At 69.9% G+C, this 22383-nt stretch carries 20 protein-coding genes; 8 read left to right on the top strand and 12 right to left on the bottom strand.

What is annotated here, in order from left to right:
• Positions 1-20: 20 nt before the first annotated feature.
• Positions 21-1274, bottom strand: coding sequence for an arsenic transporter (locus QO011_RS32170; RefSeq protein WP_307281920.1), 1254 nt, complete (start codon positions 1272-1274; stop codon positions 21-23).
• Between the two features lie 333 nt (positions 1275-1607).
• The gene (locus QO011_RS32175) at positions 1608-1919 is read right to left on the bottom strand and encodes a hypothetical protein (protein ID WP_307281680.1); all 312 of its coding nucleotides are present in this window, start codon (positions 1917-1919) and stop codon (positions 1608-1610) included.
• Positions 1920-2241: 322 nt separating this feature from the next.
• Between QO011_RS32175 and QO011_RS32180 the strand changes: the two genes are divergently transcribed.
• Complete coding sequence (locus QO011_RS32180) at positions 2242-2907, top strand: response regulator transcription factor (RefSeq protein ID WP_307281683.1); 666 nt, start codon at positions 2242-2244, stop codon at positions 2905-2907.
• A complete protein-coding gene (locus QO011_RS32185; RefSeq protein ID WP_307281686.1) occupies positions 2904-4250 on the top strand; it encodes an ATP-binding protein in 1347 nt (448 codons plus the stop codon). Before QO011_RS32180 ends, QO011_RS32185 begins: the two co-directional genes overlap by 4 nt.
• Before the next feature lie 190 nt (positions 4251-4440).
• Here the strand turns inward: QO011_RS32185 and QO011_RS32190 are convergent, their stop codons facing one another.
• The 5 genes from QO011_RS32190 to QO011_RS32210 form a co-directional block, all read right to left on the bottom strand.
• The gene (locus QO011_RS32190; protein ID WP_307281688.1) at positions 4441-4884 is read right to left on the bottom strand and encodes a hypothetical protein; all 444 of its coding nucleotides are present in this window, start codon (positions 4882-4884) and stop codon (positions 4441-4443) included.
• Positions 4885-5102: 218 nt separating this feature from the next.
• Entirely contained in the window at positions 5103-6740 is a 1638-nt protein-coding gene (locus tag QO011_RS32195; RefSeq protein WP_307281691.1) for a Na+/H+ antiporter, read from the bottom strand.
• A 42-nt stretch (positions 6741-6782) separates the two neighbouring features.
• Positions 6783-8045, bottom strand: coding sequence for an alpha/beta hydrolase (locus QO011_RS32200; protein WP_307281694.1), 1263 nt, complete (start codon positions 8043-8045; stop codon positions 6783-6785).
• The gene (locus QO011_RS32205) at positions 8042-8656 is read right to left on the bottom strand and encodes a TetR family transcriptional regulator (RefSeq protein WP_307281697.1); all 615 of its coding nucleotides are present in this window, start codon (positions 8654-8656) and stop codon (positions 8042-8044) included. Before QO011_RS32205 ends, QO011_RS32200 begins: the two co-directional genes overlap by 4 nt.
• Positions 8657-8816: 160 nt before the next feature.
• Complete coding sequence (locus tag QO011_RS32210) at positions 8817-9854, bottom strand: Gfo/Idh/MocA family protein (RefSeq protein WP_307281701.1); 1038 nt, start codon at positions 9852-9854, stop codon at positions 8817-8819.
• A 151-nt stretch (positions 9855-10005) separates the two neighbouring features.
• Here QO011_RS32210 and QO011_RS32215 point away from each other — a divergent pair, with 151 nt between their 5' ends.
• The 5 genes from QO011_RS32215 to QO011_RS32235 all read left to right on the top strand — a co-directional run bounded on the left by QO011_RS32215 (position 10006) and on the right by QO011_RS32235 (position 13704).
• On the top strand, positions 10006-10497 hold the full coding sequence (locus tag QO011_RS32215) for a GFA family protein (RefSeq protein WP_307281703.1): 492 nt from the start codon (positions 10006-10008) through the stop codon (positions 10495-10497).
• 181 nt (positions 10498-10678) lie between these two features.
• Positions 10679-11614 carry an acetamidase/formamidase family protein gene (locus QO011_RS32220; protein ID WP_307281705.1) on the top strand — a complete coding sequence of 312 codons (936 nt, stop codon included), beginning with the start codon at positions 10679-10681 and terminating at the stop codon, positions 11612-11614.
• A 4-nt stretch (positions 11615-11618) separates the two neighbouring features.
• Positions 11619-11894 (top strand): type II toxin-antitoxin system ParD family antitoxin, encoded by a 276-nt coding sequence (locus QO011_RS32225; protein ID WP_307281707.1) that lies wholly within the window; start codon positions 11619-11621, stop codon positions 11892-11894.
• Between the two features lie 154 nt (positions 11895-12048).
• The gene (locus QO011_RS32230) at positions 12049-13230 is read left to right on the top strand and encodes an XRE family transcriptional regulator (protein WP_307281710.1); all 1182 of its coding nucleotides are present in this window, start codon (positions 12049-12051) and stop codon (positions 13228-13230) included.
• A complete protein-coding gene (locus QO011_RS32235; RefSeq protein ID WP_307281713.1) occupies positions 13231-13704 on the top strand; it encodes a DUF4411 family protein in 474 nt (157 codons plus the stop codon).
• Positions 13705-13743: 39 nt separating this feature from the next.
• Here the strand turns inward: QO011_RS32235 and QO011_RS32240 are convergent, their stop codons facing one another.
• From QO011_RS32240 to QO011_RS32260, 5 genes are all read right to left on the bottom strand, one after another.
• Entirely contained in the window at positions 13744-15384 is a 1641-nt protein-coding gene (locus tag QO011_RS32240) for a hypothetical protein (protein ID WP_307281716.1), read from the bottom strand.
• A 10-nt stretch (positions 15385-15394) separates the two neighbouring features.
• Positions 15395-16453: a trypsin-like peptidase domain-containing protein gene (locus QO011_RS32245; protein WP_307281719.1), complete on the bottom strand. Its 1059-nt coding sequence runs from the start codon at positions 16451-16453 to the stop codon at positions 15395-15397.
• A gap of 119 nt (positions 16454-16572) precedes the next feature.
• On the bottom strand, positions 16573-17295 hold the full coding sequence (locus tag QO011_RS32250; RefSeq protein ID WP_307281721.1) for a peptidoglycan recognition protein family protein: 723 nt from the start codon (positions 17293-17295) through the stop codon (positions 16573-16575).
• A 60-nt stretch (positions 17296-17355) separates the two neighbouring features.
• Positions 17356-18135, bottom strand: a complete 780-nt coding sequence (locus QO011_RS32255) for a DUF8812 domain-containing protein (RefSeq protein WP_307281724.1) — start codon at positions 18133-18135, stop codon at positions 17356-17358.
• Positions 18136-18234: 99 nt separating this feature from the next.
• The gene (locus QO011_RS32260; protein ID WP_307281725.1) at positions 18235-19875 is read right to left on the bottom strand and encodes a S8 family peptidase; all 1641 of its coding nucleotides are present in this window, start codon (positions 19873-19875) and stop codon (positions 18235-18237) included.
• A 339-nt stretch (positions 19876-20214) separates the two neighbouring features.
• Between QO011_RS32260 and QO011_RS32265 the strand changes: the two genes are divergently transcribed.
• Complete coding sequence (locus QO011_RS32265) at positions 20215-22377, top strand: DNA/RNA non-specific endonuclease (RefSeq protein WP_307281728.1); 2163 nt, start codon at positions 20215-20217, stop codon at positions 22375-22377.
• Positions 22378-22383 lie beyond the last annotated feature (6 nt).

Genomic DNA, 22383 nt, shown 5'->3' on the forward strand with positions numbered 1-22383 from the left:
GGGTTTCGATCCCGGCCGGATCAGACGTGCGGCCAGATGGCGAGGGCGAGCGCGCCAAGCAGGGCCGGTGGCATGACGATGGCGCCAAGCTCGAGAAATTGAAGCGCGCCCACGGATTGACCTTCGCGTCTCAGCGCTGCCAGCCACAGGAGCGTCGCCAGAGATCCGGTGATCGAGAGGTTGGGTCCGATGTCGACGCCGATGAGCGCGGCATTGGCGACACCGGACGGCAATACGACGAGGCTGGTTGCAGACCCAGCGATCAGGCCGACGGGAAGATTGTTCGCCAGGTTGCAGGCAATCGCGATTGTCGCGCCCACACCGACTGCGGCGCCGAGGGGCGAGTGTGCTGCATGGGTCGCCACGAGATCCGCCAAGGCTCGGACGGCGCCGGTCCGCTCGAGAGCTTCGACGAGGACGAAGAGCCCGGCCACGAGAGGAAGGACACCCCATGACACGCCCTTCATGAGCGGCCACGGCGACTCGCGATTGCCGATCAGAATAAGGGCTGCCGTGGCCAGGCCGGCGAGGAATGTCGGAAGCCCGAGGGGCCGGTCGAGGGCCGAGGCCGCGAGGAGGCCGAGCGCTGTCACCGAAATACCCAGGGCGGCAAGCCTGCCGCCACGCGAGAGCGAGACCTGCGGCAGGTCGGTGCGGATCATCCCGGGGATGGAGGCGCGCAGGGCAACGCGCAGCATCAGGAAGGTTATCAGGATCGAGGCGATCGAAGGCAGGAGAAAACGCAGGAGCCACGCAGCGAGTGATGGCATCTGCGGCCCGAAGACCACCAGATTGGCAGGATTTGAGATCGGCAGCACGAAGCTCGCGGCGTTGGCGATGAAAGCGCAAATGAACAGGTATGGCAGAGGCTCGGCCTTGGCCGCGCGGGCGGCGGCACAGACGGCCGGGGTCAGGACGACGGCTGTCGCGTCGTTCGACAACAAGATCGTGACCAGCGTCCCCACCGCATAGATCAGCAGGAAAAGCCGATGCCCGGACCCGTGGGCCTGGCGAACCGCAATCATGGCCAGCCAATCGAAGAAGCCTTCACGGCGGGCGAGCTCGGCCAGCATCATCATGCCGGTCAGGAAGAGATAGACATCCATTCCCTTGGCGACGCCTTGGATCGCGCTCGGCATGGGCACGAGCCCCAGCGCCACCAGGAGGACGGCGCCGGCGGTCGCCCACACGGCCTCGGGCACCCTCCAGGGCCGTACGATCACGCCTGCCGTAGCGATGGCGGCGATGCCAAGAGTTGCCGTCTGGGCGACCATCAATGAAAGACCTGCGAGCAACGGATTGATCATGGGCATCGCGCGCAGCACTCGCCGATCGCGCGATCCCTTCGCGGGAACGGTTCGGATGTCGCTTCGATTGCGCCAGACGCCTCACGGCGCCGGATCTCCCGGTCCCCCGCAGCGCCACCCTTCGCCGGGCCGGCTGGCCGCGAGAATCCATCTCCACAACCAGCAGCGCGAAGAAACGGATCTGGTGTTCCGACACTAACGGTTCGTTCCGAACCGTCAGCCCGGAACCCTGGTTGGTTCAATGCTTTGTGTTGTGCTTCCAACACAATGGGTCGGGGACCAAGCGTCGGAAGCACAACACTAGCCGACCAGGCGATGCAGCAAGGCCCGCAGGGGCGGGCGAGGCGGTCCATCCGGCCGGCCGAGTGCTTCCACGCGTCCGTCCGCATGCACGACGAAGCTGGCGCGGATGAAGCCGTCCTCGAACCGCCCCTGCACCGTGACGGCCTCGTCCTTGGCGACGGTCCTCCCGCCCTCCCCGCCCGGCCCGGCATCGACGAGAGCGCGGCCGCTGCCATCCACGACGACGAACTTGTTGCCGAAGATCTCAGCGACCTGGCCCTTGATCGTCACCGTGCTCCAGTCCGGCATCGCCGCAATGGAGACGGGCATGACCGGTGCCATCTCCGCTGCTGGGCGGATCAGCTTGACGATCCCGGCTCCCCCAGCGGCGCCGACGCCAAGCAGAACCACGGCACCGACCGCCGTGACTGCACGTCGCATGGACGGACGGCGCGTCGGCGCAAGCCGGGGCTCGGGAGCGGCATGAGGCTCGGGAGATAACGGGTTCGGATCATCTTTGGACATGACTGACTCCTCAAGGACCAACAGGAGCCTCGTTCTAGCAAACCGCCTCCAACCCACCCTGAACCGAATGGTTCAGGTTGAGTTAAGCTCCGGGGCGTAGGCCACACTGATCATGGGAGATCAGTCCATGCGCGTACTTCTTGTCGAGGACGACAAGGGGCTGTCCGCCAAGATCGCGCGCGCTCTTCGGGCCGAGAACTTCGCCGTCGACATCGCGGAGAATGGCGAGGATGGGGGGCACCTGGGCGCGACGGAACACTTCGACGTGGCGGTCCTGGACCTGGGCCTGCCGAAGGTCGACGGCGTCAGCGTCCTGCGCAGCTGGCGCAATGGCGGGCGGGCGCTGCCGGTCCTGATCCTGACCGCGCGGGACGGATGGTCGGAGAAGGTGGAGGGCTTCAAGGCGGGAGCGGACGACTATTTGACCAAGCCGTTCAAGGTGGAGGAACTCGTCATGCGGCTGCGTGCGCTCGTTCGCCGTTCGGCGGGGCACGCCGGCACGCGCATTGTCTGCGGCGCCCTGACTTTCGATGCCCAGCTCGGCACCTTCCAGCTCGACGGCCTGCCCTTCAAGCTGACGGCCCTGGAATGGCGGGTGCTCTCCTGCCTGATGCTGCGCAAGGAGGTCGTCATCGATCGCAGCGAGCTCCTGGAGCGCGTGTACGAAGGCGATGCGAACAGCGACTCGAACTCCATCGAGGTGATCATCGCCCGCCTCCGCCGCAAGATCGGTCATGCCATGATCGAGACCAGCCGCGGCCGTGGCTATCGTCTGACGAGCGCCACATCATGAAACTGGTGCCGGCCTCGCTGGGTGGCCGCCTCCTGCTCGGCGCAGCGGTGTTTGTCGCGGCGGCGCTGGCTGCGGCCTCGATCCTCATCGGCTTCATTCTCCATCACTTCGTCACGGGGCAGATCGAGCAGCGGCTCGATACGCAGATCGCGGCCATTGTCGGAGCGCTGAAGGCGGATGAGGCGGGAAGCCTGCGGCTCGCCACCGACCTCGACGGCCCCCCCTTCGATCGCCTGGCCTCCGGCTGGTACTGGCAGGTAACCGGCGCCGGGCAGCCGTTGAAGTCGCGTTCCCTGGGCGCGGCCTCCCTCGATGCGCCGCCACGGCCGTTCGACTGGCGGCATCTCTTCAGCGACCGTGCGGCCAGCGCGAGGGCCCCCGACGCGCAAGGCCAGATGCTGCATATCCGCGTCAGGCAAGCCAGCCTGGAGGGGCGGAGCATCACGGTAACCGCCTCGGCGCCGCAGGCGGCGATCGACGGACCCATGCGTCAGGCGCTCCTCTCGCTGGTTGGATCGCTTGTAGCGCTCTGGATCGGCCTGATGTTGGCGACGCTCGTCCAGATCCGCATGGGGCTGCGACCGCTGCGGCGGCTGCGGGACGCGATGATGCGGATCCGGAGCGGGGAGCTTCAGCATGTGCCGTCGGATCAGCCGACCGAACTGCATCCCCTCGTCACCGAGCTGAACGGATTGATCGACCAGAACGCAGCCGGCCTGGCCAGCGCCAGGCGGCACGTGTCGAATCTGGCGCATGGCCTGAAGACCCCATTGGCGAGCCTCTCCATCGAGCTCCAGGAGGCGGGGCGTGACCCTTCCGGCTCGATGAAGGAGCTGGTCGACCAGATCGAACGTCGGGTACGCCACCATCTGGGCCGGGCCCGTGCCGCAGCCGGCGCGTCTCGGCCGTCACGCACGCTGCTGGCGCCTCGCCTCACCGATATCGCCGCGGTGATGGCGCGCGTCCACGCGGATCGCGGCATCTGCTTCCTGGAGGAGATCGATGACGGCCTCGCCGTTGCCTGCGAGCCGCAGGATCTGGACGAGATGCTCGGCAACCTGCTCGACAACGGGTTCAAATGGGCTCGGACCACGGTGCGGGCAAGCGTGGAGATCCGCAACGCCGATGTCGCCATTTCCATTGACGATGATGGCCCGGGCTTGGCCGATGCCCAGATGATGGAGGCGCTCCTGCCCGGGCGGCGGCTGGACGAGAGCGTTCCAGGTCATGGGTTCGGGCTGCCGATCACGCGCGAGCTGGCGGAGCTCTATGGCGGAACCGTTCTGCTCTGTCGCGGGCCACTCGGCGGCTTGCGGGCTACGATCGCGTTGCCGTCACGATAAGAGGCGGATGCGGCGCCTTCGATTGAAGGACGGGCTGGACCGGTCCCAACGTGCCCGTCTGGTGAAGGCCGCTGCTGTGGAGTCTCGGGCCGCAAGCCCCGAGTGAGCGGCTGAAAAGCCGCTCACTCGGAGGTCCATGACAGGAGTCACGGCACGCCGGCTGGAAAGCCGGCGCAGTCTCTGCAGCGAGTCAAGCCACGGCCGGCCGCGCCATGCCCCACACCCACAGACGATGCAGCAAGCCGCCCTTGGCCATGCCGCGCAGCCTGGCGGCAACGCCCCGGCCGGTCATCTGGCCGTGATAGTGGCAGTCGCACAGCAGCCGGTGGGTCTGGCCGTGCGAGAGCTTGAAGAAGGCGGTGGCGTCGCCGATGGTGTCGCCGGCCAGCCCCTCCTCGCGCAGCACCGGATCGGCGAAGGCCACGGTGATCGGCGTCTCGTCGCCCCGCAGCTTGCGCCGCTCCTGCGGCGAGAAGTCCTCGATGCGGTAGAAGGGCTGGACCGGCCCCTCATGGTGCTCCAGCACCGCCGCCCAGCGCTCCAGGCGCTGACGGCGGGTCATCGTCCCAACGCGGCCGCCGAGGGGTACGATCTCGGCTTTACGCCCGATCTCAACCAGGGTCTCGTGCTTCATGGCAATCTCCGCTTGGCAGCGCCGCGACGGGGCGTCGGGGCGCAAGGCAGATCCGGCATCCGGGGAATGCCTCGGCATCCCGGGGATGCCCGCGGGCCGGTCGGAGACGGCGCGAAGGCCTCGGCGCCGGAGCTTCAGGCCGGCCGAGACCTATTATAGGGCAGGCCGGGCGCCGGACAGCGGTATGACCTGGTAAATTCTTGCGGATCCCACCGCCCTCAGCCGCCGAGGCGTGCCTCGGCGAGATCGGCCTCGCGGATGAGCTTCTGGACCGCCTCCGAGCCCAGGCGGCGCTGGCGCGCCAGGCGCACCAGCTCTTCCCGCTCGGCCTTGAGGCCGACCTTGAACAGGCGCCGCTCGACGTCGCGGACGAGGCGCGTGCTCTCGGCGCTGTCGGGATCGGCGGAGCCGGCGTCGATCCGCTCGCGATAGTAGGTCAGCACCCGCAGGCTCGCCTGCGCCTGGAGGTCGGCCTCGGACGGGTCCGCCGTGATGGCGCGCTGGGCGTGCTCGATCGCCCTGATGGCCGCCTCGGCCGCCTGGACGCGCGCAGCGTCCTCCTCCGCCTCGCCATGCTCGGCGGGCGGCAGGATCAGGCCCTTGAGCAGGATCGGCAGGCCGATGCTCGCGGCAGCCAGGGACAGGATGATGACGGTCGCGGCCAGGAAGATGGCGAGGTCGCGCGCGGGAAAGGGCGAGCCGTCGGCGAGCGCCAGCGGCAGGGTGAGGATGCCGGCGAGCGTGATCGCGCCCTTCGCCCCGGCCAGCGAGGCGGCGGCGATCACGCGCAGGTGCGGGCGGATGACGGTCTCCCCTCGCCGCCTGGCCCGGAACAGCGTGAACCGCAACGACACCCAGACCCAGGCGAAGCGGCCGGCCGCCAGGACGGCCATGATCGCCGCGGCGTAGACCGCCAGCCAGATCGGCTCGTGATGGCCGGTCTGGCGCACGGTCTCGACCGCGCCGGCGAAGATGCTCGGCAACTGCTCGCCGAGCAGGATGAAGATGACGCCGTTGGCGGCGAACTGGACCAGGTCCCAGACCGCTTCCCGCCGCCAGCGGCTGGCCGCCGGCAGCCGCACCGGGTTCTCGACGAAGCTCATGGTGAAGCCGGCGGCGACCGCTGCCAGGATGCCGGAGCAATGCAGGTGCTCGGCCGCCAGATAGGCCGCGAACGGGATCAGCAGGCTGACCAGGATGAAGGAGCCTGGATCGCTGCCGTAGCGGATCGCCAGCCAGCCCCTGGCGCGGACCACGCCCCAGGCGATGGCGGTGCCGATCGCCAGGCCGCCGGCGGCGAGCCACAGGAAGGTCGCCACCGCCTCGGCCGCGGAGAAGGTGCCGGTCAGCGCCGCCGCGATGGCGAAACGCAGGCAGACCAGGCCTGAGGCGTCGTTGAGCAGCGATTCCCCCTCCAGGATATGCATCAGCCGCTTGGGCACCGGCACGCGCGCCGCGATGGCCGACACCGCGATCGGATCGGTCGGCGCCAGCACGGCCGCGAGGGCGAAGGCCACGGCGAGCGGCATGGCCGGGATCATCCAGTGGATGAAGAAGCCCATGCCGACGACGGTGAACACGACCAGGCTGAGCGCCAGCTCCAGGATGGTGCCGGCATCGCGGAACAGGCCGTCCTTGGGAATGCGCCAACCGTCGAGGAACAGGAGAGGCGGCAGGAACAAGAGGAAGAAGACCTGGGGGTCCAGGCGCACCCCGAGGTCCATCGTCGAGGCGATCAGCGCGCCGATGGCGATCTGCACCAGCGGCAGCGGCACCGCGAAGGGCAGCATCCGGCCGGCCGCGCCGCTCGCCACCACGGCGAGGAACAGGATGAGGACGGTCTCGATGCTGTCCATGTGGGTTCCCATGTCCGCGGCACGCCGTGCCGCTGCCCGCCCTCAATAGGGCACCTGGCCGTTGACGACCCGCGGGGCGGGCGCCTCGGCCTCGTCGATCTGTCGCCGGAACCGGCTGCGCGCCGCAGGATCCAGCACGGCCACGGGCGCGGCAAGGGCGGCGCCGGCCGCCGAGCCGAGGACGCGGGCGGAGCCCAGCGCCACCCCTCCCACCCGGTCGGCGAGGCCGATCTCGCCGGTCTCGAGCGACTGGCCGGCCAGGCGCCGTCCGAGGAGCCGGACCATCTCGGGACTGTCGGCGAAGGTGTTGTGCGCCAGCGCATCCGTGCCCTGGACATCGGTGGTGTCGATGATCGAGATGCCGAGCCCCTTCAGGTCGGCCGCGTAGGGCCGGAGATCGGCGGCGCCGAGGCGGTCGACATCGCCGGAAATCCAGCGCGACAGCGCCAGCGCCCGATCGCCGCGGGAGGCGATGATGGTGAATTGCGGACGCCTCGGCCCCATTTCGATGATCTGACGGCGGAAGACATCGACGTCGATGTCGGGCGAGGCCAGCACCACGTTGCGAATCTTGGGCGAAATGCCCTTGTCGCGGATCGCCATCTCGCGCAGGGCCTCCGCGGTGAGCCAGCTCCCCATGGAATGGGCGAGGATGGTGACCTCGCCGACATCCGGGCTCGCCGCCGCATGGCGCAGCAGGTCCTCCAGGGCATAGCGCGAGAAATTGGCGCTCTCCTTGTCGTAGAGATAGTCGAAGGTGCTGCCGCGCGAGGGCCAGGCGAACAGGACCGGGGCGGCATCGATGCCGGAATCGTGGGAGACCTGCGCCAGGCGATAGACGGCATCGGCATAGGTGTTGTTGAAACCGTGCACGAAGATCAGCGCCCGGCGCTTCGGCCCGCGGTTGCGGCGGAACCAGTCGAAGATCTGGGGCTCCGAGGCCACCGTCCGGGTGCCCAGGGTCACGAACTCCGTCGCGGGATCGCCGGGCACCCGCGCCGGCCACTGGATCTCACCGACCTTGCGGTTGCGGTCGGGCGGGATGGACACCACGATATTGCTCAGCGAGACCGCCGTTCCCCGCTCACCCGAGAACAGCTCGCCGGGATCGGCGGCAGGCTTGCGGGTGGTCATGACCAGCATGTCGACCCTGCTTGCGCCCGCCACGGGCGCCGGCACGGGCTGCAGCACGTTCTCGGGGCGCGTGGCGCAGGCGGCGAGGCAGAGGCAGAGGGAGAGCACGAGGGACAGGAGCCGCGGCCCCCCTGCCCGCCGCGCAGCGGCCGTTTCGTCCGTCCCCGTCATGGCCGTTCTCCCGTTGCCCAGGTCGCCAGCAAGGTCCGGATGATGGCGACCGCATCGGGGACCAGCTCGAAGTCCGTCTCGCCCCGGACCCACTCGTGGATGAAGCCGTCGACCATGGCGTCGAAGGCGCGCGCCGCGGCGCGGGCCGTCCACGGCTCGGCCAGGGCGCCGCGCGCCTCGGCGACCGCGAAGATCTCCGCCACCAGCCCGCGCACCCGTCCGCGGAAGCGGCGCATCTCGTCGGCCTCTTCCTCCGTCACGGTCTCGACGGCCATGAAGATCCCGAGGAGCCTGCGGTGCCGCGGATCGCTCTGGAGATTGGCGAGCGTCGCCTCGATCGCGTCGCCCAGCGCATCGAGGGGGGAGGACGTCGTGCCGGCGGCCAGGCGCTCGGACAGGTCCCGCATCGGCATCCCGATCCGGTCGCGGATGGCGGACAGCAGACCGAGCTTGTTGCCGAAATGGAAATGCACGGCGCCCCGGGTCACGCCCGCCGTCGCGGCGATCTCGTCCAGCGAGACCGCCTCGTATCCCTCCTGCAGGAACAGCGCCTCCGCCGCCTGCTGGATGGCCCGTCTCGTCTCCGCCGCCTGCTCCTTGGTCCGCCGCATCGGTTCTGCCCCTGAGCGTCGGACTTATATAAACATACGGTTTGTTTGTAAACTGCCTCGACCAAGCCGCAATGAGAATAGTCGGGCAATGCCCGGGAGACGTGACGGGCTGGTGACGCCTGGTGTGGCCGTCACCGGAGCCTTCGGGATGTCGGCGCGTTCAGGCCGTGAGATCGGCGATGCGCACCGGCGCCCCGCCGCGGTCGGCCGAGCGGACGGCGGCGTGGCAGAGCGCGAGGCTGCGCAGGTTGTCGCTGCCGGTGGCGAGCGGGACGCGCGCCTCGCCGCTGCGGATGGCCTCGACGAAAGCCGCGGCCGAGCCCTCACGGTCGACGAGGCCCCCGGCCGGCGGCGTGAGGTCGCGCGGCTCGCCACCGAGCGGCGTCACGGTGAAATATTCGCCCGCCAGCCGCGCCCCGACATTGCCGCGCCAGGCGAAGGCGAGGCTCGCTTCCGCCAGGTCGATGCGCCAGGCGCCGGACCAGGGCGTCACCGGCCCGCGGCTGAGATAGTTGCCGCGCCAGGTGACCGTCGCGCCGCCGTCGAACGTCACCACCGCGGCGGCGCAGGGCGCGCCCTCATAGGCGCTGCCCGGCGGGTTCCAGGTGCGGCAGCTCACCTCCACCGGCTCCTGACCGAGGATGAAGCGCATCAGGTCGAAATGGTGGATGCCCATGTCGACCAGCAGCGGATAGGCCTCGGGATAGCGGTAGCCCTCCGGGGCATAGCGCCGGAAGTCGACCTCCACGGTGATCGGCGCGCCATAGGTGCCGCGCCGCACGATGTCGGCTGCGGCGGCCGCAACCGGGAAGAAGCGATAGTTCTGGCTGACGGCGAGCAGGCGGCCCTGCCGCTGCGCCAGGGCGACGAGGTTGCCGGCCTCCAGAACGGTCGCGGCGAACGGCTTTTCCAGGAGCACGTGGCGGCCGGCCTCCAGGGCCTGCGAGGCCACCGCATGATGGACAGCGGTGCGGACCGGCGCGACCACGCCCTCCGCCTCCACGGCGGCGAGGGCCTCGCCCAGCGAGGCGAAGAGCCGAGCCGACGGCACGCCCGCCGCTTCCGCCCGGGCGCGGGCGCCGGCATCGACGTCGACATAGGCGGCGATCTCGACGCCCGGCACGGCCGGCAGCACCTCCAGGGCCCATTGCGAGCCCCAGCCGCCGAGGCCGACATGGATCAGTCCGATGGCTTGCATGCTTCACCCCACGCTGGTTTGCTGCGCACCGCCCGCCGGCCGCACGCTGCCGGCAAACGCACGGGGCCGGATTTGGTTCGCCCCGGCGCCCACGGTGCCTATAGTGCCGATGGGGCCACACGATGACGCGCCCACGGACAAGGAGCCCCCGATGCCGCTGACCCTGCATGGATCCTGCCGCTGCGGCGCCGTGCATTTCTCGGTCCAGAGCCACACGCCCTATCCCTACCAGCTCTGCTACTGCTCGATCTGCCGCAAGACCGCCGGCGGCGGCTTCGCCATCAACATCATGGGCGATGCGCGCACGTTGAAGATCCGCGGCAAGCGCTCGATCGGCCTGTTCCATGCCGAGATCCGCGACGAGGACGGGCGCTGCGAGGTCTCCAGCGGCGAGCGGCGCCATTGCAAGGCCTGCGGCACGGCCCTGTGGGTCTATGACGAGGCCTGGCCGGACCTCATGCACCCCTTCGCCTCGGCCATCGACAGCGAGCTGCCGGTGCCGCCGGAGCGCACCCACCTGATGCTGCGCTACAAGGCCGGCTGGGTCGAGCCGGTGATCGGGCCGAAGGACCAGACCTTCGACCTCTATCCCGTCGAATCGATCGAGGCGTGGCACCGCACGCGCGGCCTGTGGGTGGACTGACGCCGCCCTTTGCGATCGCCGCCGGATCTGGCACACCGGTCCTAGTGTTCCGACTCTAACGGTTCGTTCCGAACCGTCAGCCCGGAACCCTAGTTGGTTCAATGCTTTGTGTTGTGCTTCCAACACAATGGTCAGGGACCAAGCGTCGGAAGCACAACACTAGCCCCGATGGAGACCAGCCATGGCACGGCACCGGTTCGAGCCGACACGCTATTCCAACGTCCTGGCGACCCTGGAGCCGGTCCTCGCCGTCGCCGACGGCGACACGGTGGTGACGACGACGCTCGATGCCGCCGGCCGCGACCGTGACGGCGTGCAGCGGGCGCCGCGCGGCAATCCGATGACCGGGCCGTTCTTCGTCGAGGGCGCCGAGCCGGGCGACGCTCTGCTGGTGCGCATCGACCGGATGACGCCGATCCGCGCCACCGGCTGGACCTTCTCGGTGCTCGCGCCCAACGTGGTCGAGCCCGGCGCCGTGGCGCGCCTGCCCGAGCGGCGCGAGGTGGAATGGGCGATCGACCCGCAGGCCGGGACGGCACGCCTCGCCGATGCCGGACGCGAGCTCACCGTGCCGCTCGCCCCGATGATCGGCTGCTTCGGCGTGGCGCCGCGGCAGGGCCAGGCCATCTCCACCGCGACCAGCGGCGAGCACGGCGGCAACATGGACTATCGCCGCTTCGCCCCGGGCACCACCGCCGGTTTCCCGGTCGCTGTGCCGGGGGCGCTGTTCTTCCTCGGCGACGGCCATGCCTGCCAGGGCGACGGCGAGATCGTCGGCACCGGCATCGAGACCGCCTTCGAGATCGAGTTCACGGCGCGCCTGCGCAAGCAGGCCGGCTTCGGCTGGCCGCGCGGCGAGACCGAGACCGACATCTTCACCGTCGGCAATGCCCGCCCGCTCGACCAGGCGCTGCAGCACGCCACCACCGAGATGCTGCGCTGGCTCGGCCAGGATTTCGGCCTCGATGCCACCGCCGCCAGCCACCTCCTCGGCCAGGCCGTCCGCTACGACGTCGCCAACGTGTTCAACCCGGCCTATTCCGTCGCCTGCCGCCTCGCCAAGCGCTGGCTGACCCGGCCGGAGGGCACGGCGGGCGGGCTGGAGGGGACGGGCTGAGACGATGACCACGACCATCTCCTTCACTCTCGACGACTACGGCGCGGCCTTCGTCGAAACTCAGGTCGCGGAGGGCCGCCATGGCAACGCAAGCGATGTCCTGCATGCCGCTCTCCGGCTACTCCAAGACCAGCAAGCGCGGCTCGCAACCTTGCGCGCGGCTCTCCTCGAAGGTGAGGAGAGTGGGCCTTCCACTGCATTCGATTTCGACGCCTTCATTGCCGGCAAGCAATGGGCCGGCAAGGCGGCTCGCCCCTCACTTGACCTGTTTGGGTCGTAGTGCTTCATCGGTGAATGCGCGCGGATCCGGTGCGCCGGCCAAGTGCGGCAGACGGTGTTCAGCTCTCCCGAGAAAGCCGCGAACGCCTGGAATGGGCAGATTGCAAAGACCGTAGAGGATTTTCTCCGACGCTTTGCGTCAGGCAGAGGCATCAATGGCACGCAGCATCGCCGCGATCGTAGAACCGAAGATCCTGACGTGGGCACGCGCCACGGCGGGGCTTTCGATCGACGACGCAGCGAGGAGCATCCAGACAAAGCCCGAGAAGGTCGAAGCTTGGGAAAGGGGCGAAGAGAGCCCGAGCATGGCTCAGCTCCGGAAAATGGCAGCCGCCTACAAGCGGGTCTTGAGTGATTTCTATTTGCCCGCAGTCCCCCGGGAAGGAGCGATACCGCACGATTTTCGTCGCCTGCCCGGCGAGGTTGCGCTGCATTATTCGCGCGCGCTGCGCTATCAGCTACGGATCGCGGCCGAGCGCCGCGAACTGGCGCTTGATCTAGCCGACGAGTTGGACAGTGAGGTTCCGACCGTCGATGGACATTTGCGACTCGATGCAGACGCCGAACAGTCGGGCGCGGAGCTACGCCGTCAGTTGCGCACGACGATAGACAAGCAGCGTATTTGGCGCGATCCGCGTGCCGGCTACAACGGATGGCGTGCTGCGATCGAGCGCGCGGGCATCCTGGTCTTTCAGGCCGTCGGCATCCCGACGACCGAAATGCTCGGCTTCTCGCTCAGCGAGCGCCCCCTGCCTGTGATCGGCGTGAATCGCAAGCTGCGCCCGAACGGACGTACGTTCACCCTGCTGCATGAATGCGTGCACGTGTACCTTGGGGAGAGCAGCATTTGCGACATCGAGGACGGCGTGCTGCGCCCCCCGGAGGAGGAGAGGGTCGAGATCTTCTGCAACGCGGTTGCAGCCGCTGCCCTGGTACCTCTTGACAACTTGCTTGCAGAGCCCCTCGTGCGTGCTCAGCCCGCCCGCCCCCGCGATTGGAGCGCTGCCGAGCTGGCGGCGTTGTCGCGCACGTTCAGCGTCAGCGAGGAGGTAATCTTGCGCCGGCTGCTCACCGCCGGACGCACGTCGCAGGATTTCTATGCAGCCCGCCGCGCGGCCTGGGGCGGCTTGATGCAGGACGTGCAACCGTCGGACCCTGACGCCGAAATGAAGCGCAATATGCCGCAGGAAGTTTTGAGCGATCTCGGCAGGCCGTTCACGCAGATCGTGGTCAACAGCTATCAGAATTCCTATACTTCATTGAGTGACGTGACGCGGTATCTCGGCCTGAAAGCCGAGAAGATTGCCAAGCTGGAAGAATTGTTGGCGGGGCACTAAATGGCCTCTCCGTCGATCTACTGCATTGACACCAGTTCAATTCTCACTTGGTACGTCGACATCTACCCTCCGGCGATCTTCCCAAAGCTTCCCGAACGGATCGAGCAACTGGTGGAAGTCGGGCGCATGCGGGCGCCCAAGGCTGTGTTCGACGAAATCAAAAGTGACGATTGCCACAAATGGGCCAAGGCCCAGACCGACCTCTTTGTGGAAGAATCGGTGGCGGTTCAGAGGATCGTGCGCCAGCTCATGGCCACCCATCACAACCCAGCCAAACCCTTGAAGGGCATCAACGGAGCAGACCCGTTCGTGATTGCCATGGCGAAGGCTGGCGGTCCCAACTGGGTCGTCGTCAGCGACGAGCATGCGGGAACGCTCGAAAGCCGCAAGATTCCCTTCGTCTGCAATGCCGAGGGAGTCTCGTGCATCAACTTCAAGGCGATGATGCTCGCAGAGGGATGGACATTCACATAGGTTCGCTCTCCGCCTGCACTTGCTGGAGCGCATGCGCGACTAGCACGTATTGCCCGGCCGGCTGGCGACGCCGTCGAAATCGGCCTCTGAGCCGAGGAGGCGCGCGCGCTGCTCGGCCGTCAGGGGCGGCAGGCAGGCGGCCTGGCTGCTGCTGCCGATCTGGATCTGGTTCTGGAGGCCATTCCTGAGCTGCAGGCGCGGCTGGACCGAGCGGATGTCGACGCCGTTGTCGAGGAAGACCTTGAGCACCTTCTGCAGCGCCGGGATCGGCACGTCGGCGCCGGCATAGACCACGTTGTAGCTGCCCGGCACCGTCGCCGACTTGGTGTTGAGCCGGGTGGCGAAGCCCGCCGCGGCGACCAATGGGGTGAGCTTGTCGGTCATCGCAGGCGTGTTCTGGCGCTCGAAGAACACGACGTCGATGGGATAGGCGAGCTGCACCACCATCTTGCCGCCGGCGCTGCCGGTGAGCTCGACCGGCTTGCCGAGCGCCATCGCGTCGGGGAGGTTGAAGCTCTCGGCATAGCCGGCCGAGAACAGCGAGCCGGACGTCCGCAACGTGATGGTCGCGCCGCCGGCGAGGCTCGGCTGCGGCAACGCGAAGAAGCTCTGGAAATTCTGCACCGCGATGGCGCCGGGCACCACGGGGAGCTGGGCCTGCGTCGCCGACGAGAGGTCGATGCCGAGCGCCGTGAGAGGGATGCTGGCGCCGCCGGCGCTCAGCGTGGCGTCGACCTGCGCGGAGCCGGCGGACTTGTCGACCGCCACGCTCTGGACAAAGAGCCTGCCGCCCGTCGCCGGCGCCGCCTGCGCCGGCCCGACCAGGCTCCACGCGCTCGATGCGGCCGCCAGGCCGTGCCCGCCCTCATCCCACAGAAGCCCCATCGTGTCGCTCGGCCCCGGATCGTCGCTGCTCTTCTCCAGCTGGATCTGCGCGATGCTGAAGCCGCTGAAGCCCTGCACGGCCGGCGTGTTGCCGCCGCCGGGATATTGCACGTTCAGGCTGATCCGGCCGGCGACGATCGCCCCGAGATATTGGAACGGCGACAGGGTGAGGCGGGCATCGCCGCTGCCGTTCACGGCATAGTAGTAGTCGCCATAGTGGATCGAGAAGCCGGGCCGCGGCGGGCTGTATTGCGGGCGGGTGTCGCTGGCGCTCACCCGGCCGTTGGCCACGGCCTGCTGGCGCTGCTCCGCCGAGGACTTGACCATGAGGCTGGCCGAGACCGGGATCGAGGCGATGGTGGTCAGCACGACGGCATAGGCGAGGAGCGCCGCCACCAGGATCCGGTTCGAGCGGACGGAAAGCCATTGGGCCGCGCGGGTGGCGAAGCCGGCAGCCGGGCCGGGCTCGGCCTCCGCCTCAGGCTCGGCCCGCCGGGCCTCCGGCGCGGGCCGCGCCGCCACGCTCGCCGCCAGTGCGGCCAGCCGCGCCCGCTTGTCGGGCGGCAGCAGCTCGGATTCGGCCAGGGCCTTGAGGAGCTCGACGACGAATCCCTGGTTGTTGGCCTTGCGAACCAGCTGGAAGACCTGCGTCCGCCAGACATCGGCCTCGACATAGTCGTCCAGCTGCTTGTCGAGCGCGGTGTAGAGCAGTTGCTCCAGGTCCGCGCGCTCGACGTGGCGGTTCACGATCTCGACGACGTCCTGAACCTCTTCGCCGGTGAGCACGCCCGCCATCCCCGCCTCCTCAAGCTGCCCCGGCCAGGGCGATCGCCCGATCCTTCAGCCAGGCGGCGACGAGGCCGATCGGGATGCCCTGGTTGTAGGTCGGGGTCCAGTTGGGATCGCCGGCATGGTGCAGCGCCAGCAGCCCGAGGCTGGCGTCGAACACCGGGGAGCCGGAAGAGCCGGGCTCGGTGTTGGCGTCGTAGCGCAGCCGCAGGCCCGAAGGCACCGGCGCCTCGACCACGCCCGAGGCCAGCGACAGCGGCGCGCCCTGCGGATGCTGGACGATGAAGACGACGTCGCCCTCGCTCGCCCTGGGCGCCTCGACGCTGAGCGGGATCGAGCCGCGGAGGCCGGTCCCCTTCGCGTCCCGCCCCACCGGCTCGGCCAGCCGGACCAGCGCGAAATCGAGATCGCCCGGGCCTGCAGCGCCGGCGCCGGCCGTGAGATCCGCCTGCGCATAGGGCGCGGAGGCCACCAGCCACTGCGCCGCCGCCTTCACCACCCGGCCGGGCTGGTCGGCCCCGTCGCGGGTGGAATAGTCGAAGCGGAAGGCGAGGTCGGCCGGCGCGGCGACACCCTTCGCCTCCGCCTCCACCACGTGATAATTGGTCAGGACGAGGTCGTCGGCCACCAGGAAGGCCGTGCCGTACATCTTGCCTTCGACCCGGCAGACCCGCCCCTGGATCCTGACCAGCAGGTCGAGCCAGCGCCCGAAATCGCGCATGGTGGAGCGGTCGCGGACGATCTTCTCCAGCGGCCCCGTGGCGGCAGCCGCGCCGGCAGGCTGGCTCGGCGCCACCAGCCCGAGCGTCGTCCGCAATCCCTTGATGCGCGGCGCATCCGGCCGCTCCGCCTCGATCGCCTCGATGAGCCGCTGGCCGAAGCCCTGCATCTGGCTGGCGCGCACCACCCGGAACACCCGGAATTCCCAGGTGCCGGGCTCGGCGAGGTCGTCGATGTCCCTGTCCAGGTCGGTGGCGAGCAGCATGGTGAGCTGCTCCTCGTCGAAGCTCGAGCGGATCGCCTCGACGACGACCTTGACCTGTGCGCCCGTGAGGTTCTCCAGATCAACCGCCATGGCGGACCTCCCCTGCCGAGGCGAGGGCGAACGCGGCCGGCCGCGCCGGAGCGGCCCGTCGTCCCGTCCGGCCCCGCTTGACGCGACGTGAATGGATGCGCGCCGGCATGGCCGCCGCCTCAGGCCGAAACCTTGCCGGCGCTGCGGCGCGTCCTGCTCCGCCGCGGCCTTGCCGCCGCTGCGGCCGGCGCCGAGGACTCGCCGTGGCAATGGTCGGGCATGCGCGACTGGTCGCTCGCCAGGCCCGGATCCTCCTCGATCAGCGCGGAGAAGCGCCCCTCGGCGATGCCCTCGGTGTTGTCGAGCATGATGAAGTCGGCCTCGTCCTTGGTATAGGCCGGATCCCAATGGGTGTTCTCCGGCACATGGCAATGGCCGTAATGGCCGCCCTTGCCGTCCCAGTTCGCGGCGTTGCGGTTGTGGCCGCCGGGATCGCGGCCGTCGACCGCCGGCTTGGGGCGGCCGTTCGGCCAGACCTTGGGAATGCCGTGCGTCGCCTCGAGCCAGCGGCAGAGCCGGCGGACATTGTCGAGCGTCGCCCGGGTCTTCGGGCGATGGGCGAAGCCGACCACCTCGATCTGGATGGCGGAATCCCGGTTGGTCTGCACGCCGCCCGGCGCGTTGCGCAGCGCCCGCGCCGCCATGCCGGTGTCGATGTGCTGGTAGACGGTGGTCGCGTCCACGGTGAAGTGCGGGTCCGAGCGATGCGCCTTGAAGGCGTCGAAGGCGCCCTGGGCCGTGCCGCCCTCGGTGGTGTGGTGGACGATCTTGAAGGGGCCGCCGGTGTAGGAGCCCGACGGGCCGCTGATCGGCTTGGAAACGGCGAAAGGACACATGGGCATGGGGGTTCTCCCGTGAAGCGGCCGGTGGTCAAGCCACCGGCAGGGCGGCCCAGCCGGTGGTCAAGCCACCGGCAGGGCGGCGAGGCCGGCTTCGAACAGCCTCGCCTCGCGTTCGCGGCGCATCTGCAGCCCCGGCACGCCCGGCCACAGGCGCTTCATCGAGCGCAGGTCGCCGGGCACCGCGGCAAAGGCGGCCGCCGCCATGTGCTGCTTGATGCTGCGCATCTCGGCATAGCGGTCGCCGGCCTTGGTGAAGGAGGCGCCACGGTTGTAGGTGAGCGAGACCAGGGCACCGAGGCAGTCCGGGCCGATCCTGGCCGTGTTGGCGAGCGAACGCTCGACCAAGCCCACCCAGCGCGGCATCACCTTGCCGCGGTGCACCTTGATGGCGGCGTCCCAGGACACGTCGACCGAGGCCTTCAGCGCCCTGGCGATCGGCTGGGCCGAACCGCCCTGCACGCCGACGGCCCGCTCCAGGGCGGTAACCATGGCGGCGGGAATGGCATCGTCCCAGTCGGCGTGGAGCTGCGCCCGGGTGGCATAGCCGACGTCGTAGCCGATGCCGATGGTCACGCCCGAGGCGCCCTGCGGCCAGGTCGGGCTGCGATATTTCTGCTCGTAGATCTGCTGGCTCGACACTTCGAACTCGACGATCAGGTCGAAGGCACGCTGCGAGATCGGCGTCGCCGATCCCGGGCCGGAGATCTGCGGGCCTTCGAGCACGCCGCGCCCGGCCTCGTTGTCCCACCACCAGGCCAGGCCTTCGCGATCCCCGCGAGCCTGCTCGAGGAAGGCCTCCTCGATCGGCGCCTCGATCAGGCTGTCGGCTTTGCTGCTCATGGCTCTCTCCTGTTGAAGGATTCCCCGCCGCGACACCGCGGTCCGGAGGCCGTCTCTCATCTGCAATCCGCCCGGCCGGCCGACGAGGGCGGCATCCCCTCAGCCGCCCGGCCTTGCCGCCATGGCGGCGAGCAGGGTCGGGCTCGGCGCCAGCGCCCCGGTCGTCGCCTCCAACTGCGCGGCGCCCTGCCGGGCGAGGCCGGCCTGCATCGCCAGATGCGACAGCTCGGCGGCGAAGCGCCGGTCGGCCGCCGCAGCCGCCGGCGCCGGCACGCCCTCCAGCATCGGCGCCGCGACCGGGCTCTCGGCCAGCAGGCTGCGCAGCGAGCGCAGCCCGTCGGCCACGGCGGCCGGGCCCGGCATCTCCTCCAGCGCGGCCGGGCCGAGGCCGCGGCCCAGCAGGCCGGCGGCATCGACGACGCCGGCACCGAACTCGTCGGGGTCGAGGCCGGGCACCCGGCGCGCGCTGGCCCGCAGCAGCCCGACGAAGCGGGACTGGACCGTCTCGCCCGGCCCGAGGCTGCGCCGGATCGCGTCGGGCCCGTGATGCGCCAGCCACAGCGCCGCCACCCCGGCCGTCAGCGCCACGGCGAAGGAGGTGCCCTGGCCGCCGGCGACGCTTTCGGGGCTGCCGCCATTGGCGGGCGAGCGGTTGGCCCGCGGCACGAACTCGCCGGGCGCCGATATGTCGACGGCCTCGCCGCGGCAACTGCCCTTCCAGGGGCGATCGGCCCGGTTCGAGCCGGCGACGGCGATGACCTCCTCGTAGCGGGCGGGCCAGACGACGAAGCCGACGCAATTGCCGGCGGCGGCGAGCACGATGACGCCGTCGCGGATGGCAGCGTCGATGGCGGCGCGCAGCGCGCTGCTCCAGGGGCCGCCGAGGCTCATGGTGATCACCTCAGCCCCGTTGCGGCGCGCATGCTCGACGGCGGCGGCGACGCGGCCGTGGTCGAACACGACGACGCTCTCCACCGCCCGCAGCGGCACCAGGGTGGCGAGCGGCGCCGAGCCGGCCATGATGCCCGCGATGCGGCTGGCGACGACGCTGGCGGTGCCGGTGCCGTGGCCGGGATTGCCGCCATAGTTCATGGGGTCGGTGGCGCCGGGCCTGTCGGCGACGAAGTCGTGGGCGCGTCCGAGGTCGAGCATCCCCGGCTCGATCTCGACATGGTCGGCGACGCCGGTGTCGGGCTGGAACACGCTGATCCCCTCCCCGCGTGCCCGGCCGCCGGCCGCCGGCGCCGTCTCCCAGGCGGCGCGGGCGCGGATGGCGTCGAGCGCCCAATAGGGCAGCGCCGGCGTCGGATCCCCGGCCTGGTCGACCCAGCAGCCGGGCGGGAAGGCGTCCAGCCCCTCCAGGCCGGGCTCGGCGCTCTCGCGCACCACGTAGAAGCCGGCCCCGGTCTCGGGCTCGGCCGTCACCGCCCCGCTGGCGTCGGCCATGGCATAGGCGAGCTCGAATGGGCTGCCGGCGAGGTCGGCGACGCGCACCCCGGGAATGCTCGCCGCCAGGAAGCGGTCGAGCCCGCCGGGCGCAGCCCGGGACGGCGGATCCGCCAGGAGCGGCGCCACCTCCACCTCGATGCCGAGCGCCAGGCGCAGACGCGCCGCCACGGCCGCGGGGGGCTGCGCCGCATCGAATTCGAGAACGACACGCAGTGTCCGCCGGGATGGCGCGGCGCCGGGCGCGCGCTGCAGCGACCGGACCTGGTCGAGAAGGCGCTCGCGTTCCGTCATCGCCCCGGCCCCTGAGCGCCCGGCCTCGGGCCCACGCCCGGTTCGAGCCTCGCGTCCGCATCGTCCGGAAGCACGGCAGCGACGGTCCCGGCGAGAGCTGGGACCCCAGCCCGCCGAAACGCGCGGCGCGAACAATCGACGGACAAAGCTATGGGGTCAACAGTAACGTCAGCAATAACTTTACGTCAAGTTCACGGCGTGACACCATGTCCCTGCGGAATCTGCGACAATGCCGAATTCTCCGGCGCAGCGCCGGCCGGCAGCCCGGCCGGCGGCGACACCCGGACCCGACAGCCTGCATCGATATCCTGGACCGACGCCCACCCCGGAGCCCTCGCCATGGCCGCACCTACGGAACGCCTGAAGTCCTATCTCGACCGCATCCTGCCGGCCGCGAGCCCGCTGGAGGCGCTGGCCGAGGACCGCTCCGGCCTGGAGTCCCTGGCCGAGCGCAAGGCGCTGCCCAAGAGCCGGGCCGACATGGCGCGCAACGCCGTGCAGAAGGCGAGCACCGGCAAGGCGCTGACGCCGCCCGAGCAGTTCGCCCTGGAGGCGATCATCATCCCCGACCAGCGTCCGGCGATCGACATCGTCGACGGCGACTATGCCGTGAGCCACCCGCTCTGGACGCATTTCGTCACCGATCCGGCGATCCACGCCAATATCCGCCGGGCCATCCCCGCCATCGGCCGCATCGAGCTGCCGAACCATCCGAGCCTGCCCTATGGCGGCACCGGCTTCGTCGTCGGCGCCGACCTCGTCATGACCAACCGCCACGTCGCCGAGATCTTCGCCTCGGGGCTCGGCTTGCGCGACCTCGTCTTCCGCTCGGGCCTCACGGCCGGGATCGACTTCAAGCGCGAGCGCGGCCGCGACGGCTCGACCTTCCTGACGGTGCGCGAGGTGGCGATGATCCATCCCTATTGGGACATGGCGCTGCTGCGGGTCGAGGGCCTGGCGCCCGAGCAGGCGGCGCTCTCCCTGGCGCTGCGCGATCCCGACGCGCTGGTCGACACCGAGGTGGCGGTGATCGGCTATCCCGCCTTCGATCCGCGCAACGACGCGGCGGTGCAGAACGAGGTGTTCGGCGGCGTCTACTACGTCAAGCGCCTGCAGCCGGGCAAGATCATGAGCCGCGCGCCGATCCTGAGCTTCGGCAAGACGGTCTCGGCAATCCGCCACGATTCATCCACCCTGGGCGGGGATTCCGGCGCCGCCGTGGTGGAGGCGGCGACCGGCAAGGTGATCGCGCTGCATTTCGGCGGCGTCTATCTCGACGCCAATTACGGCGTGCCGGTCGCCGAGCTCGGCCGCGACGGCCGCGTCACCGCCCTGCAGCTCGACTTCGACGGTCGCCCGAGCCCGGGCGCGGCGCCGTGGGAGGACTGGTGGCGCAGGACCGATCCGCAGGAGGCGCCCGCCGCGCCGCCCGCAACCGCGCCGGAGCCCGCCGGCCAGCCCGCCCTGCGCTCCGCCGGCCCCGACGGCGCCACCTGGACGATCCCGATCGAGATCAGCATCCGCCTCGGCACGCCCACGGCGGCCGCGGCCGCCGTCCCAGCCGCGGCGGCGATGGAGGCCATGGTCGAGCCGACGCACGACGCCGACTATTCCACGCGCCGGGGCTATGACGCAGGCTTCCTCGGTGTGCCGGTGCCGCTGCCCGGCGCCCGGGATGCCGACAGTGTGGTGCGCTTCGCCGGCGGGGAGACGATCCCCTATCACCATTTCTCCCTGGCCCTGCACAAGGCCCGGCGCATCGCCCTGTTCACCGCCTCGAACCTCGACGGCAGCGCCGCCGCCAAGAAGCCGGACAAGGACCACGCCTATGACCGCAAGAGCCTGGGCGGGCTCGGCCGTGTCGACATGGAGAAATGGTTCATCGATCCGAGGATCGACCCGCGCTTCCAGCTGCCCGACCGCTTCTTCACCAAGGACAGGGGCGCCTTCGACAAGGGCCATATCGTGCGGCGCGAGGACGTCGCCTGGGGGCGCAGCTTCGAGGAGGTGCGCTTCGCCAACGGCGACACGTTCCACGTCACCAATTGCTCGCCGCAGGTCAGCGGCTTCAACCAGTCCGCCGCGGGGCAGGACAATTGGGGCGACCTTGAGAACTACGTGATGAAGCAGGCGGCGGCCGAGAAGCTCTGCCTGTTCGCGGGGCCGGTGCTGGCGGAGGACGACCCGATCTTCGTCGGCGTCGACGATATCGGGCCGGTGCGGGTCAAGATCCCGCGGCAATATTGGAAGGTGGTGGTCGCCGCTTCGGACGGGAGCCTGCAGAGCTTCGGCTTCGTGCTGCGCCAGGACCTCGCCGACGTGCCGCTGGAATTCGTGGTCGACGCGGTCTGGCAGAAATACATGGTGCCGCTCGCCGCGCTCGAGGCGCTCAACCCGCTGGTGCGCTTCCCCGACGCGGTGCGTGCGGCGGACCAGTCCGGCCGGGCCGGCGGCGAGGCGGTGCGCCGGAGCCTCGCCATCGCCATGGCGCCGACGGCCTGAGCCTCC

It is taken from the genome of Labrys wisconsinensis (genome assembly GCF_030814995.1).
Lineage (GTDB): Bacteria > Pseudomonadota > Alphaproteobacteria > Rhizobiales > Labraceae > Labrys > Labrys wisconsinensis.

What these genes read in the sequence shown, in the direction of transcription:
- QO011_RS32170 (WP_307281920.1), bottom strand. Translation starts at nt 1,274, where the DNA reads ATGGTCGCCCAGACGGCAACTCTTGGCATCGCCGCCATCGCTACGGCA.
- QO011_RS32175 (WP_307281680.1), bottom strand. Translation starts at nt 1,919, where the DNA reads ATGCCCGTCTCCATTGCGGCGATGCCGGACTGGAGCACGGTGACGATC.
- QO011_RS32180 (WP_307281683.1), top strand. Translation starts at nt 2,242, where the DNA reads ATGCGCGTACTTCTTGTCGAGGACGACAAGGGGCTGTCCGCCAAGATC.
- QO011_RS32185 (WP_307281686.1), top strand. Translation starts at nt 2,904, where the DNA reads ATGAAACTGGTGCCGGCCTCGCTGGGTGGCCGCCTCCTGCTCGGCGCA.
- QO011_RS32190 (WP_307281688.1), bottom strand. Translation starts at nt 4,884, where the DNA reads ATGAAGCACGAGACCCTGGTTGAGATCGGGCGTAAAGCCGAGATCGTA.
- QO011_RS32195 (WP_307281691.1), bottom strand. Translation starts at nt 6,740, where the DNA reads ATGGACAGCATCGAGACCGTCCTCATCCTGTTCCTCGCCGTGGTGGCG.
- QO011_RS32200 (WP_307281694.1), bottom strand. Translation starts at nt 8,045, where the DNA reads ATGACGGGGACGGACGAAACGGCCGCTGCGCGGCGGGCAGGGGGGCCG.
- QO011_RS32205 (WP_307281697.1), bottom strand. Translation starts at nt 8,656, where the DNA reads ATGCGGCGGACCAAGGAGCAGGCGGCGGAGACGAGACGGGCCATCCAG.
- QO011_RS32210 (WP_307281701.1), bottom strand. Translation starts at nt 9,854, where the DNA reads ATGCAAGCCATCGGACTGATCCATGTCGGCCTCGGCGGCTGGGGCTCG.
- QO011_RS32215 (WP_307281703.1), top strand. Translation starts at nt 10,006, where the DNA reads ATGCCGCTGACCCTGCATGGATCCTGCCGCTGCGGCGCCGTGCATTTC.
- QO011_RS32220 (WP_307281705.1), top strand. Translation starts at nt 10,679, where the DNA reads ATGGCACGGCACCGGTTCGAGCCGACACGCTATTCCAACGTCCTGGCG.
- QO011_RS32225 (WP_307281707.1), top strand. Translation starts at nt 11,619, where the DNA reads ATGACCACGACCATCTCCTTCACTCTCGACGACTACGGCGCGGCCTTC.
- QO011_RS32230 (WP_307281710.1), top strand. Translation starts at nt 12,049, where the DNA reads ATGGCACGCAGCATCGCCGCGATCGTAGAACCGAAGATCCTGACGTGG.
- QO011_RS32235 (WP_307281713.1), top strand. Translation starts at nt 13,231, where the DNA reads ATGGCCTCTCCGTCGATCTACTGCATTGACACCAGTTCAATTCTCACT.
- QO011_RS32240 (WP_307281716.1), bottom strand. Translation starts at nt 15,384, where the DNA reads ATGGCGGGCGTGCTCACCGGCGAAGAGGTTCAGGACGTCGTCGAGATC.
- QO011_RS32245 (WP_307281719.1), bottom strand. Translation starts at nt 16,453, where the DNA reads ATGGCGGTTGATCTGGAGAACCTCACGGGCGCACAGGTCAAGGTCGTC.
- QO011_RS32250 (WP_307281721.1), bottom strand. Translation starts at nt 17,295, where the DNA reads ATGCCCATGTGTCCTTTCGCCGTTTCCAAGCCGATCAGCGGCCCGTCG.
- QO011_RS32255 (WP_307281724.1), bottom strand. Translation starts at nt 18,135, where the DNA reads ATGAGCAGCAAAGCCGACAGCCTGATCGAGGCGCCGATCGAGGAGGCC.
- QO011_RS32260 (WP_307281725.1), bottom strand. Translation starts at nt 19,875, where the DNA reads ATGACGGAACGCGAGCGCCTTCTCGACCAGGTCCGGTCGCTGCAGCGC.
- QO011_RS32265 (WP_307281728.1), top strand. Translation starts at nt 20,215, where the DNA reads ATGGCCGCACCTACGGAACGCCTGAAGTCCTATCTCGACCGCATCCTG.